Source organism: Chitinimonas koreensis (assembly GCF_014353015.1).
GTDB lineage: Bacteria > Pseudomonadota > Gammaproteobacteria > Burkholderiales > Chitinimonadaceae > Chitinimonas > Chitinimonas koreensis.
On the sequence record NZ_CP060704.1, the window covers coordinates 1265505 to 1279501 of the forward strand.

Annotated in this window: 11 protein-coding genes and 1 pseudogene; 6 read left to right on the top strand and 6 right to left on the bottom strand. The window is 66.9% G+C overall.

Translation table 11 applies throughout. From position 1 onward, the window contains the following. Window positions 1-183: 183 nt before the first annotated feature. Complete coding sequence (locus tag H9L41_RS05365; RefSeq protein WP_245589266.1) at window positions 184-762, top strand: NYN domain-containing protein; 579 nt, start codon at window positions 184-186, stop codon at window positions 760-762. Window positions 763-844: 82 nt separating this feature from the next. On the opposite strand, the gene H9L41_RS05370 is transcribed toward H9L41_RS05365, so the two are convergent. Further along, window positions 845-1114 carry a hypothetical protein gene (locus H9L41_RS05370; protein ID WP_157462135.1) on the bottom strand — a complete coding sequence of 90 codons (270 nt, stop codon included), beginning with the start codon at window positions 1112-1114 and terminating at the stop codon, window positions 845-847. A gap of 136 nt (window positions 1115-1250) precedes the next feature. Here H9L41_RS05370 and H9L41_RS05375 point away from each other — a divergent pair, with 136 nt between their 5' ends. Continuing rightward, window positions 1251-1520 (top strand): helix-turn-helix domain-containing protein, encoded by a 270-nt coding sequence (locus H9L41_RS05375; RefSeq protein WP_028447952.1) that lies wholly within the window; start codon window positions 1251-1253, stop codon window positions 1518-1520. A 196-nt stretch (window positions 1521-1716) separates the two neighbouring features. Continuing rightward, complete coding sequence (locus H9L41_RS05380) at window positions 1717-2067, top strand: GFA family protein (protein WP_028447951.1); 351 nt, start codon at window positions 1717-1719, stop codon at window positions 2065-2067. 21 nt (window positions 2068-2088) lie between these two features. Here H9L41_RS05380 and H9L41_RS05385 read toward each other — a convergent pair whose 3' ends face one another. Beyond that, window positions 2089-2475, bottom strand: a complete 387-nt coding sequence (locus H9L41_RS05385; RefSeq protein ID WP_028447950.1) for a type II toxin-antitoxin system VapC family toxin — start codon at window positions 2473-2475, stop codon at window positions 2089-2091. After that, a complete protein-coding gene (locus H9L41_RS05390) occupies window positions 2472-2717 on the bottom strand; it encodes a type II toxin-antitoxin system Phd/YefM family antitoxin (protein WP_028447949.1) in 246 nt (81 codons plus the stop codon). The genes H9L41_RS05385 and H9L41_RS05390 overlap by 4 nt, the downstream gene beginning before the upstream one ends. Window positions 2718-2829: 112 nt before the next feature. Between H9L41_RS05390 and H9L41_RS05395 the strand changes: the two genes are divergently transcribed. After that, window positions 2830-3165 (top strand): hypothetical protein, encoded by a 336-nt coding sequence (locus H9L41_RS05395; protein ID WP_028447948.1) that lies wholly within the window; start codon window positions 2830-2832, stop codon window positions 3163-3165. A 282-nt stretch (window positions 3166-3447) separates the two neighbouring features. On the opposite strand, the gene purL is transcribed toward H9L41_RS05395, so the two are convergent. Beyond that, window positions 3448-7401, bottom strand: coding sequence for a phosphoribosylformylglycinamidine synthase (gene purL / locus H9L41_RS05400; protein ID WP_028447947.1), 3954 nt, complete (start codon window positions 7399-7401; stop codon window positions 3448-3450). Between the two features lie 224 nt (window positions 7402-7625). Next, on the bottom strand, window positions 7626-9209 hold the full coding sequence (locus tag H9L41_RS05405) for a methyl-accepting chemotaxis protein (RefSeq protein WP_028447946.1): 1584 nt from the start codon (window positions 9207-9209) through the stop codon (window positions 7626-7628). 189 nt (window positions 9210-9398) lie between these two features. On the opposite strand from H9L41_RS05405, the gene H9L41_RS05410 reads away from it, so the two are divergent. Beyond that, on the top strand, window positions 9399-10622 hold the full coding sequence (locus H9L41_RS05410) for an MFS transporter (protein WP_051319390.1): 1224 nt from the start codon (window positions 9399-9401) through the stop codon (window positions 10620-10622). A gap of 264 nt (window positions 10623-10886) precedes the next feature. Here H9L41_RS05410 and H9L41_RS05415 read toward each other — a convergent pair whose 3' ends face one another. Further along, a complete protein-coding gene (locus tag H9L41_RS05415; RefSeq protein ID WP_187523706.1) occupies window positions 10887-13136 on the bottom strand; it encodes a RelA/SpoT family protein in 2250 nt (749 codons plus the stop codon). A 572-nt stretch (window positions 13137-13708) separates the two neighbouring features. Between H9L41_RS05415 and H9L41_RS25520 the strand changes: the two are divergent. Continuing rightward, a pseudogene (locus H9L41_RS25520) lies at window positions 13709-13930 on the top strand (TonB-dependent receptor plug domain-containing protein); the annotation flags it as partial. Between the last annotated feature and the right edge of the window lie 67 nt (window positions 13931-13997).

Here is a 13997-nt window from a genome sequence, read left to right on the forward strand (position 1 = left end):
AGAGACAGCGGTGAAAATGCGATGACCTGCGTCGGACCAGCCTGTTACCTATCCGTAGTAGAAAGAAAGGCTCGAAGGACTTTCCATTTCTTTTTAAGCGTCTAGTATCTCAAAGGCAAGGCTCAATGCTATTAACGCAGCGTGGTTACGGTGTGGATTATATGTCCAATGGGGGAGGCAATTGTGGCTAAGTCAAAAAGAAAGACTGTCGAAGTTGGCGTGCGGCCTGGCTCTGCGGTGTTACATGCAGAGTTGAAAAACAATTTTGTTCATGTTTTTGTTGATGATCAAAATTTGTTCTGGGGCATTCAGAACTCTGGGCAGGGTCGGGACTATAGGATTGATTTTGGTCGTTTGCTAGAGGCTGCAATGAAAGATGGTGATGGAAATCATCGATTTGTAAAGAGTGCATATATAGCCGGGGTGATCCCTGATGATGATTATTTTTGGGAGGTTGCTCGGAATCAGGGGTTTACAGTCAAGAGGGGCTATCTTAGTTCAAGTGGTGGAGTTACTCGTTCAAAACAAGATGATGCATTCTTGATAACTGAAATTGCTTGTGTGCTTTATGAGCATGAGGGACCATCTACTATTGTACTTGTGGCTGGGGATGCTGACTACGTGCCGCCACTAATTAAGGCTAATGAAAAGAAGTGGCGTGTTGAGGTTGCATTTATTGATCGGGGATTGTCTTCGGCATTGGATCCCGTGGCACATCAGTTCAGAAGTATTAACGCTTCAAGTATCAAACATATTAAGTGAATTTGTTATATTCTGTCTGGTAGATTGGGCTAAATGAAATGAAGCCCAACGTTTACCCCATGTTCGTTGGGCTTCGCTACGCTCAGCCCAACCTACCAGAGTGCTCGAACGCTGTTTCGATTATTTTCTGTGCCAGTTTCAAATTCCCTCTGATGTCGTCCACCACGTAGCTCAGTGTTTCACCGCCGAGGTGATCCACGCTGCCACCATCGTATTGCTGCGATAGTAGGAGAAGCACGGCTTGCGCCCTAGCCAGCGCACACTCCAGCGCGTCGATATGCAGGCCAGGTGGCGCATCCGGCGACGGGACGAATAAAGACTCTGGTGTATAGAAAGATTGTTCGACTGTCATATCGTTCTTCCCCTTCTGTATTTCGTATATACGCACATGACAAAGCCGAATCAGGCGGAGCGATCCGATGATTCTGTCAATAATTATGGGATGTATATTCAGTGGATGCAAGTGCCTCATAACGTGACGATGCCGTATGGCCGCGCCACTCAGAGGACCCAAACCCACCGACAACCCCACGACCTTGCGTGAGGTGCTGGCCTACAACGTCCGGTCGGTGCGTGTCTCCAAGCAGTTATCCCAAGAGCAGTTGAGCTTCGTTGCAGGGCTGGACCGTTCCTTCATCAGCCAGATCGAACGCGCGATGAATAACGTGTCGATCGACAACGTCGAGAAGATCGCGGCGGCCTTGGCGGTCGAACCTTATGTCTTGCTGATCAAACCCGATCGATCCAAGCCGGATTGATCGAACGGCATCTCACGCTGGACGCCGACGAAACCCACGTCTGGTCGCAGCAACGTCTCCAAGCCATCCCTACGCCCTCCATCGTTTACCTGCTCTGGTGCGTCGCCACACCGATGCAGTATTTGCCGCGTCCGCCAGGCATCGCTACGCTCAGCATCAGCGACAGAATCGATCGCACCCAACCGAGGAGACCAGCATGACGACCTACCGTGGAAGCTGCCATTGCGGCCGCATCGCCTTCGAAGTGGACGGGACGCTGGACGGCGCCATGTCCTGCAACTGCTCGATCTGCCAGCGCAAGGGCGCGCTGATGTGGTTCGTGCCGCGCGACGCGCTGCGCCTCTCCACGCCGGAGGCGGACGCCAGCACCTACACCTTCAACAAGCACGTGATCCAGCACCGCTTCTGCCCGACCTGCGGCATCCATCCCTACGGCGAAGGCGTCGATCCGAAGGGCAATCGCATGGCGGCGGTCAATATCCGCTGCCTGGAAGACATCGACCTGGCGGCCGTGCCGGTCAGCCATTTCGATGGGCGGTCGCACTGAGGCTATGCGGGCTCGCGGCAATCAGACCAGCTGGATCGGCCCGGGGTATTGGCCGATCTGGCGATCGGCGGTCAGCAGGATGATGCCTTCGACCGTGGCCTGGGCTACCAGGATGCGGTCGAATGGGTCCTTGTGTAGTGGCGGCAGGCTTTCCACATGAACGGTATGGTCGCTGGTGATCGGCAATTCCAGGTAGCCGTTGTCGAGCAGGCCACGCCGCAGCAGGCGCGGGTCGACCTGAAAGTCGCTACGTCCAAGGCCGCGCTTGATGGCGATTTCCCACAGGCTGGCCGGACTGAACAGCAACGTATGCTCGGAATCTTCGAGTAGCACGCGGGCCGCGGCCGGCAGTCGATCGGGCTGGCCGGCCGCCCACAGCAGCAGATGGGTATCCAGCAGCAGCTTCACGTCTCGTCCCCGAACATCCGGCCGATTTCATCTGCGCCCATCTGGTCGAAATCATCGGGTACTTCGACACGGCCGGCCAGAAATCCCAGGCGCCGTTGTTGCTGCGGTTCCGGGGTATCCAGCGCGACAACCTTGACCAATGGCTTGCCGGCCTTTGCGATGATGAACGGTTCTCCCTGCGCGGCTTGTTCCAGCAGGCGGGAAAGATGAGTCTTGGCCTCGTGGATGTTGACGGTCTGCATGTTTTGCTCCGGTGGACTAAGCTTGGTTAGTCTAGTCCGGTCCGGAATCGAGTCAAGGCGCCAGACATCTTGAGTGCTGGCCTCATCCGCGGCCGCAGGGGGAGAGGATTCAATGGATATTGCAGGTCAACTTCAGTTCCAGGTTTTCAGAACGGCTTCGGCGTTGAGCTGGCTGTTCGTGTTCGGCATCGCCGTCAAGGTTGCGACAACCGTGGCGGGCCTGCTGAATCGATCCAGCCCCTTCCTTTCCACACGGCTCAAGCGTTGGAATTGGTGGGGCAGCAAGCTGTCTGCACTGCTCGTCTGTGCTTCGGCGCTGCTGCTGTGCTGGCGCGCAGGCGACGTTGCCGGCACGGCGGTATTCGGCGTCTTGCTTTTGTTGGCGCTGCAGACCGTCGTTGTGTTGGCTGCGCGTCGCGCACGAACGTTACCAAGTCGGGCGGGCTGAAGCCTGGGTTGCGACAAGTCATTGTAGGAGCGGCTTCAGCCGCGAATCGCGGAATGGCGCGCAAATGGTAGCGGGCGCGCCGACGCAAGTGCTGAAGACAACCATTCGCGGCTGAAGCCGCTCCTACGGGGCTTGGTCGTACGCCACACGGCTGCGTGTTCGCTAGTCCAGCTGCCTGACCATCGTAAGAACTAGCCGCCGCGGTTCGCCGCCGGCATGAAAATGGCCCGCCTAGGCGGGCCATTCCATTTGCAATAGAGGCTGGCGATCAAGCGATCCCGCTCACCCCAGCCACTTGCGCGCATTGCGGAACATCCGCATCCAGCCGCTATCCTCGCCCCAGCTTTCCGGATGCCAGCTCATGGTGGCCGCGCGGAAGGTGCGTTCCGGGTGCGGCATCATGATGCTGAAGCGGCCGTCCGGCGTGGTCACGCCGGCCACGCCGTCGGGCGAGCCGTTCGGGTTGAGCGGGTAGACCTCGGTCGGCTGGCCGCGGTCGTCGACGTAGCGCATGGCGGTGTGCACGGCCTTGCGGTCGGCCGCCTGGGCGAACACCGCGCGGCCTTCGCCGTGCGACACCACCACCGGCAGCTTGCTGCCCGCCATGCCGGCAAAGAACAGCGAGGGGCTGTCCGGCACTTCGGCCATCACCAGCCGGGCCTCGAACTGCTCGGAGGCGTTGCGGCGGAACTTGGGCCAGTGCTGCGCGCCGGGGATGATCTCGGCCAGGTTGGACATCATCTGGCAGCCGTTGCAGACGCCCAGCGCCAGCGTGTCGGCGCGGCCGAAGAACGCTTCGAACTCGTCGCGCGCCAGGCTGTTGAACAGGATCGACTTGGCCCAGCCCTCGCCGGCGCCGAGCACGTCGCCGTAGCTGAAGCCGCCGCAGGCGGCGAAGGCCTGGAAATCCTTGAGCGACACGCGGCCGGACAGGATGTCGGACATGTGCACGTCGCGCGCGGCGAAGCCGGCGCGGTCGAAGGCGGCCGCCATCTCGACGTGGCCGTTGACGCCTTGCTCGCGCAGGATGGCGATCTGCGGCCGTTCGCCGCGGGCGATGTAGGGCGCGGCGATGTCCTCGCCCGGGTCGTAGTTCAGCTCGACGTAGAGGCCGCGCTGCTTCTGGCCGATCAGCGCGTACTCGCTGTCGGCGCTGGCCGGGTTGTCGCGCAGGCGCTGCATCTGCCAGCTGGTCTCGGACCAGGCCTTGTTGAGGTCGGTGCGGCTCTCGTTGAACACCAGCCGGTTGCGCTTCTTGATCTTGAGCCGGTCGTCGTCGTTGAGCGTGCCGATCACGTGCAGCTGGCTGCGGATGCCGGCGGCGAAGAAGGCCGCCATCACCGCGTGGGTGTCGGCGCGGCGCACCTGCAGCACGGCGCCGAGCTCTTCGTTGAACAGCACGCCCATCAGCCGGCCGTTCTCGGCGCGGGCGACCGATTCGGGATTGATCTCGCCGTATTCGCGCTCGTTGCGGCGGCGCTCGATGCACAGCTCGTCCACGTCCAGCGTCACGCCGACGCGGCCGGCGAACATCATCTCGGCCAGCGTGGCAAAGAGGCCGCCGTCCGAGCGGTCGTGGTAGGCCAGCAGCTTGCCGTCGGCGTTCAGCTGCTGCACCACGGCGAAGAAGGCGGCCAGCGCTTCGGGGTTCTCCAGGTCGGGCGCATGGTTGCCGACCTGCTTGTAGACCTGGGCCAGCGCCGAGCCGGACAGCCGGCACTTGCCGTTGCCGAGGTCGATCAGCAGGAGGTCGGTGTCGCCCTGGTCGGTGCGCAGCTGCGGGGTCAGCGTGCGGCGCACGTCGACCACCGGGGCGAAGCCGGAGACGATCAGCGACAGCGGGGCGACCACGGCGCGGTCCTGGCCCTCGTCCTGCCACACCGTCTTCATCGACAGGCTGTCCTTGCCGACCGGGATGCTGATGCCGAGCGCGATGCTGAGGTCGCGCACCGCCTGCACCGTGTCGTACAGGTTGGCGTCCTCGCCCGGGTGGCCGGCGGCGGCCATCCAGTTGGCCGACAGCTTGACGTCGCCGAGCTTGTCGACGCGCGCGGCGGCCAGGTTGGTGATGGCTTCGCCGACCGCCATGCGGCCCGAGGCCGGCGCCGAGATCAGCGCCAGCGGCGTGCGCTCGCCCATCGCCATCGCTTCGCCGAGGTAGGTCTCGTAGCCCATGGTGGTGACCGCGACGTCGGCCACCGGCACCTGCCAGGGACCGACCATCTGGTCGCGCGCGGTCATGCCGCCGACCGAACGGTCGCCGATGGTGATCAGGAAGCGCTTGTCGGCCACTGCCGGCAATCGCAGCACGCGGTAGGCGGCGTCATGCAGATCCAAGGGCGAGGAGTCGAACATCGGCAGCTCGCGGGCGAGGCGGCGCACGTCGCGCGTCATCTTCGGCGGCTTGCCGAGCAGCACGTCCATCGGCATGTCGACCGGGTTGTTGCCGAAGTGGGCGTCGGCGACTTCGAGCCGCGTCTCCAGCGTGGCGGTGCCGGCCACCGAGAACGGGCAGCGCTCGCGCTCGGCGATGGCGCGGAAGGCGTCCAGGTCGTCGGCGGCGATCGCGAGCACGTAGCGCTCCTGCGATTCGTTGCACCAGATCTGCAGCGGCGACATGCCCTTTTCTTCAATGTGGATGTCGCGCAGCTTGAACTGCGCGCCGCGGCCGGCGCCGTGCACCAGCTCGGGCAGGGCGTTCGACAGGCCGCCGGCGCCGACGTCGTGGATGCTGAGGATCGGGTTCTTGTCGCCGAGCTGCCAGCAGCGGTCGATCACTTCCTGGGCGCGCCGCTCGATCTCGGGGTTGCCGCGCTGCACCGAGTCGAAGTCGAGATCGGCGGCGTTGGCGCCGGTGTCCATCGACGAGGCGGCGCCGCCGCCCAGCCCGATCAGCATGCCGGGGCCGCCGAGCACGATGATCAGCGCGCCGGGCGGGATGTCGTGCTTGCCGATGTGGTCGGCGTCGATGTTGCCCAGGCCGCCGGCGATCATGATCGGCTTGTGGTAGCCGCGCATTTCGCCGTCGTGCTGCTCTTCGTAGGTGCGGAAGTAGCCGGTCAGGTTGGGCCGGCCGAATTCGTTGTTGAAGGCGGCGCCGCCGATCGGGCCGTCGAGCATGATCTGCAGTGCGGAGACGATGCGGCCGGGCTTGCCGTACTCGAGCCGGGTGTCGGAGTGGACTTCCCACGGCTGCTTGAAGCCGGGGATGTTGAGGTTGGACACGGTGAAGCCGACCAGGCCGGCCTTGGGCTTGGAGCCGCGGCCGGTGGCGCCTTCGTCGCGGATCTCGCCGCCGGAGCCGGTCGAGGCGCCGGGGAAGGGCGAGATGGCGGTCGGGTGGTTGTGGGTCTCGACCTTCATCAGGATGTGGGTCGGCCGCGCGTGGTACTGGTACTGCGCGCTGCCCGGCTGCGGGTAGAAGCGCAGGATGGGCGCGCCCTCGATCACCGAAGCGTTGTCGTTGTAGGCGACCACGGTGCCCTGCGGGTGGGCCTTGTGGGTGTCGCGGATCATGCCGAACAGCGACTTCTCCTGCGCCTGGCCGTCGATCACGAAGTCGGCGTTGAAGATCTTGTGGCGGCAGTGCTCGGAGTTGGCCTGGGCGAACATCATCAGTTCGATGTCGTTCGGGTTGCGGCCGAGCTTGGCGAAGTTCTCGACCAGGTAGTCAATCTCGTCGGCCGACAGCGCGAGGCCCATCTCGCGGTTGGCCGCCTCGAGCGCCGGGCGGCCGCCGGCGAGGGTGTCGACGCTGGCCAGCGGCGCCGGCTCGGCGTGGCTGAACAGCGCTTCGAGGCCGTCGAAGCCGGGCCAGACCGCTTCGATCATGCGGTCGTGGGCGGCGGCGGCGAGGCTGGCGCGCTCGGCGTCGTCGAGGTCGCGACCGGCATGGAGCGCCATGCCGCGCTCGATGCGGACGATCTTGTCGAGGCCGCACAGCTTGAGGATGTCGGTGGCCTTGGAAGACCACGGCGAGATGGTGCCGACGCGCGGGGTGACCAGCACCATGGTGCCGGCGGCGCGGGCCGGGTCGGCCGGCGTGTCGCTGGCCAGGATGCGCTCAAGCCTGGCCTGCTCGTCGGCGGTGAGGCTGCCGTCCACTTCCACGAAATGCCAGAACTCGGCATAGGGCGCGAGGCCGCCGACGCCGGCCGCCTTCAGGCCGTTGACCAGTTTTTCGAGGCGGAAGGCGGAGAGCGCGACACCGCCGCGCAGCTTGAGAAGGGTGGGCATGGGAGCTTGGGCTTCGAGCGGGTGAAGAGGGCCGAGATTTTACCGGAAAAGGGCTGGCCCATGGAGCGCAGCTCGGGCTGGCCCATGGAGCGGAGCGCGGGCTGGCCCATGGAGCGCAGCTCGGGCCGGGGATGGCAGAGCGGCCCGGTAGATGAGGCGTAGTTCGGGCTGAACCATCGATCGGCAAACGCTCGCCCGGCTTCCGCGTGCCGCGCCGACCCCGCCTAAGCCAACCTGAACCGCTGCGTCGCCGCCGCCAGCCGTTCCGCGCCCTCGGCCAGCAGCGCCGCGTCGGCCTCGGTGTCGGCCATCGCGCTCGCGGTCTCCTGCGCCAAGCGGTTGATCTCGGCCACGTCGCCGGCGATCGCGGTGCCGGCGCGCGACTGCTCGACCGTCGCGTCGGCGATGCTGCGCATCATCCCGCGCACCCGGTCGACCGTGGTCTCCACCTCGTTCATCAAGGCCGCGATGGTCTCGGCCTGGGCCACCTCGGCCTCGGCGCGGTCGTGCGCGTCGTGCATCGCGGCGCGCGCGGTCGCCATGCTGTCCGACAGTCCGGCCAGGATGCGGCCGATCTCGCCGGTGGCGCCGGCGGTGCGCTCCGACAGCTTGCGCACCTCGTCGGCCACCACTGCGAAGCCGCGGCCGGCCTCGCCGGCGCGGGCCGCCTCGATGGCGGCGTTGAGCGCCAGCAGGTTGGTCTGGCTGGCGATCTCCTGGATCAGCGCGCTGACCGCGGTGACCCGGCCGGTCGCCTCGTCCAGCCGCAGCAGCGTCGCGGCGGCGCTGTCGACGCTGGTCTGCAGCGCGCGCATGTCGGCGAGCGAGACGGCGGTCTTCTCCTCGGCGCTGCGGGTCAGCTGGCTGGCGTCCTGCGCCGCCGCGGCGGCATCGCGGGCGAAGCCGGCCACGCTGTCGACCGAGACGCTCAGTTCCTCGACCGCGGCGCCGATATGGCCGACGTCCTCGCTCTGCTGCGCGGTATGGCCGCCGACTCGGCCGGCGCGCTCGCCCAGCCGCAGCGTCTCGGCGCGGGTCCGCACCACCTCGTGGCCGACTTCGGCCAGCAGCCGGTTCAGCTCGGCCACGAAGCCGTTGAAGGCGGCGGCCAGCCGGCCCAGCTCGTCGCCCGATTCGGGCAGCCGGCGCGTCAGGTCGCCGGTCTTGAGGATGTCGGCCTCGGCCGCCATGGTCTCCAGCCGGCGCTTGAGCCGGCGGCCGAAGAAGGCCTGGAACACGATCACCACCACGGCGGCCAGGATCAGCGGGATCAGCACCGCGCGCAACACGCCCTCGATGCGATTGCCGATCGCCTCTCGCAGCGCGGCGGCGTTCGCCTTCTCGGCCGCCACCTGGCGGTCGAGCGATTCGATCATCGGCGCCAGCTGCAGCCCGTAGATCTGCTCGGGGATCGACATTGCATCCTGCGGGCTCGATTCGGCGATCTTGACCGCGCTCTGGAACTGCTTGAGGTATTCGCGCCAGTGGCCGGCCAGTTCGCCGTCGAGCTCGGCGGCCCGCTGCGGGCCTAGCAGCGGGCGCAGCGCGGCGGCGGCGGCCTGGATGTCGCGGTCGGCGGCGGCGAGCCGGCCGGCGGTCTCGGCCAGGATCGGATCGGCGCGCGACACCGACAGCGCGGTGGCCTTGACGTCGAGCAGCAGGTTGACGCTGCGCTGGCCGGCATCGTACTGGCCGAAGGTGGCGCGCACGCCGCCGAGCAGGTGGGCGGTGAGCAGCACCACCAGGCCGAGCGCGCCGGCGGTGAACAGGGTGAGCAGCAGCAGTTGTCGCGAGAGGGTGAGGCGCATGGCGGTTCCGGAGGCAAAATCAGCCAACGATGATATGAAATCCCGATGACGCGGCCGTGACAGCGGCCCGGAGCGCTATCCGAATCAAGGGCTTGCGGCTGTGCCGGTCGACTGCGCGGCCCGCTGTATCTGCCGCGGCCGCGGCTTCGGCGGCATGCTGCCGGCACTTCCCGCCCGCTCCGCCGATCCATGACCGCCGCCCTGTCGCTCCGCTCGTTCCCGCTGGTCGCCCGCCTGTTCACGCTGCCGTCGATGGCCTGGATCCTGGCCGCCACCGCCTTCATCAACCGCATGGGGGTGATGGCAAAGCTGTTCATGGCCATCTACCTGCGCGAGGCGCTGCACCTGCCGGTCGAGACCGTCGGCGTGCTGCTGGCGCTGTACGGCGCCGGCACGCTGACCGGCGCCTACGGCATGGGCGTGGCCAGCGACCACGTTCCGCCGCGCCGGCTGGCGGTCGGCGGCCTCGTCGCCTCGGGCCTGGGGCTGGTGCTGCTAGGCCAGGTCGAATCGCCGTGGCTGCTCGGCCTGCTGCTGTTCGCCAGCGGCGCGGCCGATGCCGGCTACCGGCCGGTGGTGCAGCGGCTGATCATGGAAGCCTGCACGCCCGAGGAGCGGCCGCGCGCGCAGTCGCTGCACCGGGTGGCGATCAACCTCGGCTTCTCGGTCGGCGGCTTCGCCGGCGGCATGCTGGCCGGCTTCGACTACCGCTACGTATTCTGGCTCGATGCCGCCTCCTCGTTCGCCGCCGCCGGCTGGCTGTCCTATGCGCTGGCGCAGCTGGCCCCGCCGGCCACGCCGCGATCGGCCGCCGCGGCCGGGGCGGCGGCGGCCGGCGGGCTGGCCTCGCCCTACGGCGACCGCGCCTTCCTGCTGCTGCTGGCCGCCGCGCTGCCGCTGGGCATGATGTACGACCAGGTCAACGGCATGTACGGCCCCTACCTGCGCGAGCACCTGGCGCTGACGCCGGCCCAGGTCGGCTGGCAGCACGGCCTCAACGGCCTGATGGTCGGCCTGCTCCAGCTGCCACTGACGGCCTGGAGCCAGCGCTTCGGCCTTGGCCGGCAGATGCTGTGGGGCTGTGCGCTGATGGTGGCCGGCCTCGGCTGCCTGCCGCTGGCCGGCGGGGTGGCCGGCGTGATCCTGTCGACCGCGGTGTGGACGCTGGGCGAGATGCTGTGGATGCCGAGCGTGGGCGTGCTGGTGATGCAGCGCGCCGAGGGCCGCCGCAGCGGCCACTACTTCGGCCTGTATTCGGCGATGTGGAGCCTGTCGACCTTGTGCTCGCCGCTGGTGGCCAGCCAGATCTACGCGCGCCACGGCGGCGACGCGGTGTGGTGGACGGTGCTGGCGGCCGGCCTGCCGGCGATGCTGCTGCTGCAGCGGGCGGTGGGGCAGATGCTGCGCGACTAGCGCCGCGGACGATGGGATCGGCAGGAGCGGCTTCGGCCGCGAATGGTCGTTGCGTCCACGACGGCTGTTCGCGGCTGAAGCCGCTCCTACATGGATGGATGAGGCCGTAGGTCGGGCTTCACGCCCGACTGCGCGTTGAATCGACGGCGCTGTCGGGCGTGAAGCCCGGCCGACCAGAGGCCGACCTGCCGAGGATTCGTGGCGGGAATCGACGCGCCGATATCGGTAATCGCGCCGGCCAGCCCTACCGCCGGGTGATGCTGATCACCCCGGCACCTGTCGCACGTGCTCCATCACCCGCCGCAGCCCCTGCGCATCGCGGATCTCGAGCGTGAAGCGCATGCGGGCGATCTGGTGGCGCGTCATGGTGTGGGCCGCCGTCACGTTGATCTTGTCGCGCGAGAACAGGTCGGAGATGTCGCGCAAGAGGCTCGGCCGGTCGTGCGCCTCGATCTCGACGTCGGCGGCGAACACCTGGCCGTGGCCGCCGAGCGTGAACTTCTGCCCCCAGTCGGCGGTGATCAGCCGCTCCGGCGCGTTCTTCGACAGCCGCGCCAGCGTGGCGCAGTCGCGCCGGTGGATGCTGATGCCGCGGCCCTTGGTGACGAAGCCGATCACCGGATCGGGCGGCACCGGCTTGCAGCAGCGCGCCAGCAGCGTCATCAGCTTGTCGACGCCCTCGATCAGGATGCCTTCGCCGCGCGTGTCGGCGCGCGCCTGCTTGACGATGTCGCCGGCCTCGACCGGCTGCTCGACCGGCGGCGGCGCCAGGGCCAGCGCCAGGTCGCGCGAGGTGACCTCGTTCTGGCCGATGGCGGCCAGCAGGTCGTCCAGCCGCTTGAAGTGCAGCTTCTCGGCCAGCTCGTCGAGGTTCGGGTGGGTGCCCGAGCGCGCGATCTCCTTGTCGAGGATCGCGCGGCCGGTCTCGATCGCGATGTCGAGGTTCTGCTGGCGCAGCCAGTGGCGCACCTTCTGGATCGCGCGGTGGCTCTTCAGATAGCCCTGGTGCAGCCAGTCGATGCTCGGCCCGCCTTCCTTGGCGGCCAGGATCTCGACGCGCTGGCCGGTCTCCAGCGGCGTGTCGAGCGTGACGATATGGCCGTCGACCTTGGCGCCGCGGCAGCGGTGGCCGAGGTCGGTATGCAGGTGGTAGGCGAAGTCGACCGGGGTGGCGCCCTTGGGCAGCGCGATCACCCGGCCGGCCGGCGTCAGCGCGTAGATGCTGTCGTCGAACAGCTCGGCCTTGAACGCCTCGGCCACCGCGGTCTGCTGGCTCATGTCCTCGCGCCAGTCGAGCAGCTGGCGCAGCCAGGCGATCTTCTCCTCGTAGCGCGCGTCGCCGGCGCCGCCCTCCTTGTAGCGCCAGTGCGCCGCCACGCCGTACTCGGCGTGCTCGTGCATCTCGAAGGTGCGGATCTGCACCTCGAGCGCCTTGTCGTTCGGGCCGACCACCACGGTATGCAGGCTGCGGTAGAAATTGCCCTTGGGATGGCTGATGTAGTCGTCGAACTCGCCCGGGATCGGCTGCCAGATGTGGTGCACCACGCCGAGCGCGGTGTAGCAGGCCGGGATGCTGTCGACCAGCACGCGGATCGCGCGGATGTCGTACAGCTCGGCGAAGTCGAGCTTCTTCTGCTGCATCTTCTTGTAGATGCTGAAGATGTGCTTGGGCCGGCCCATCAGGTCGGCCTTGATGCCCTGCGCCAGCAGCGCCTCGCGCAGCGTGGCGATCGATTCGGCGATGAAGTTCTCGCGGTCGACCCGCTTCTCGTCGAGCAGGCCGGCGATCTTCTTGTAGAGGGCCGGCTCGAGGAAGCGGAAGCCGAGGTCTTCCAGTTCCCACTTGATCTGCCAGACGCCGAGCCGGTTGGCCAGCGGGGCGAACAGGTCGAGCGTCTCGCGCGCGATCGGCCGCCGCACCGATTCCTCGCACTTGGCCAGGTAGTGCATGGTCTGGGTGCGCCAGGCCAGCTTGATCAGCACCACCCGGATGTCCTCGACCATCGCCAGCAACATCTTGCGCACGGTCTCGATCTGCTGCTGCGCGTCTTCCTTGCGGCCGGTCTCGACGTGGGCCAGCGCCGACATCTTGCGCACCTTGCTGACGCCGTCGACCAGCTTGGCCACCGTCTCGCCGAAGCGCGCGGCGATCTGGGCGTGGGCGTCGGGCAGGTAGTCGGGCGCGCAGAACAGCAGCGTGGCCACCACCGCCTCGGCCGACAGGCGCAGGTCGGCGACGATGCTGGCGGCCGCCACCGCGTGCGGATAGATCGGCGCATGGATCGGCGGGTAGGTCTTGCCGGCGTACAGCGCGGCCGACCATTCCATGGCCGAGGCGAGCAGGCGCAGCTCGTCGGGGTTGAAGCGGTCGGCCAGCCGGGCCAGCCAGCCCTTGGGGTCGGCAGCTTCGGCGACGGAGACGGCGAGGGGCGGGTGGGAGCGACCATGGCCGCGATTATGCCACGCGGCCGTGCACGGGCCGGCCGGCGGCTGCGGGCTCGATGGCGCGGCCATACAGATACAAATAAAAATAGTTCTCAAATAAGTTTGCAAATGAGAATTCTTATCGTTAATATTCGTTGCATCTGCTGCAAGGGTCTCGGCGGTTGCGATCGGGAAGCGAATTGTTGGGATTGCGCAGTGGAGCAGGGCGGCCTGTGGTTCCTCGACCATGCGGCGCGCTGCGGGGATCGCTTCGATCCCCTGTGTCACCACCCAGTACGGTTTACCGGCCCCCCACGGGGCCGGCCTTTTTTTGCCTGCGCCGCGCGCGGGCGCACGAAGACAGAGATCGCGCCGCCCTGCGCGCGCGACGAGCGGACGAAGGCGCCGATCCCTCGGCGAGCCTTCGCGGTGGAGGAGCCGCCCGGCGGGCGGCGACCAGGACATGGAACGGCAGCTGCCCCGCGGCGCATTCGCACGGCGAGCGCGCAGGGCAAGGCCGGCAGATTCGCAACACCGACATACCAACCTCAGGGAGTGTTATCCAGATGGCTTACATCACCAGCAAGAAACACGGCGACAGCACGCGGCTGAAGTCCTCCGCGCTCGCCTCGGCGCTGCTCCTGGCCCTGCCGGCCGGCGCGATGGCCGCCGAGTCCGAGACCGTGCTTCCGACGGTCGACGTCAAGGCGCAGGCCGAACAGCCGGCCTACAAGGCCGAGCGCGTCAGCTCGCCCAAGCAGACCCAGCCGCTGGTCGATACCCCCCAGACCTTCACCGTGGTGAAGAAGGAAATCCTGCAGGAACAGGCCGCCGCCACGCTGTCCGAAGCGCTGCGCAACACCCCCGGCATCACCATGCTGCTGGGCGAGAACGGCAACACCGCCACCGGCGACTCGATCTTCATGCGCGGCTTCGACACCCAGGCAGCAT

Excerpts from the sequence above, each read along its gene's own strand:
- H9L41_RS05395 (WP_028447948.1), top strand. The coding sequence starts at position 2,830 with ATGGATATTGCAGGTCAACTTCAGTTCCAGGTTTTCAGAACGGCTTCG.
- H9L41_RS05415 (WP_187523706.1), bottom strand. The coding sequence starts at position 13,136 with ATGGCCGCGCCATCGAGCCCGCAGCCGCCGGCCGGCCCGTGCACGGCC.
- H9L41_RS05390 (WP_028447949.1), bottom strand. The coding sequence starts at position 2,717 with ATGCAGACCGTCAACATCCACGAGGCCAAGACTCATCTTTCCCGCCTG.
- H9L41_RS05375 (WP_028447952.1), top strand. The coding sequence starts at position 1,251 with ATGGCCGCGCCACTCAGAGGACCCAAACCCACCGACAACCCCACGACC.
- purL (WP_028447947.1), bottom strand. The coding sequence starts at position 7,401 with ATGCCCACCCTTCTCAAGCTGCGCGGCGGTGTCGCGCTCTCCGCCTTC.
- H9L41_RS05370 (WP_157462135.1), bottom strand. The coding sequence starts at position 1,114 with ATGACAGTCGAACAATCTTTCTATACACCAGAGTCTTTATTCGTCCCG.
- H9L41_RS05405 (WP_028447946.1), bottom strand. The coding sequence starts at position 9,209 with ATGCGCCTCACCCTCTCGCGACAACTGCTGCTGCTCACCCTGTTCACC.
- H9L41_RS05410 (WP_051319390.1), top strand. The coding sequence starts at position 9,399 with ATGACCGCCGCCCTGTCGCTCCGCTCGTTCCCGCTGGTCGCCCGCCTG.
- H9L41_RS05380 (WP_028447951.1), top strand. The coding sequence starts at position 1,717 with ATGACGACCTACCGTGGAAGCTGCCATTGCGGCCGCATCGCCTTCGAA.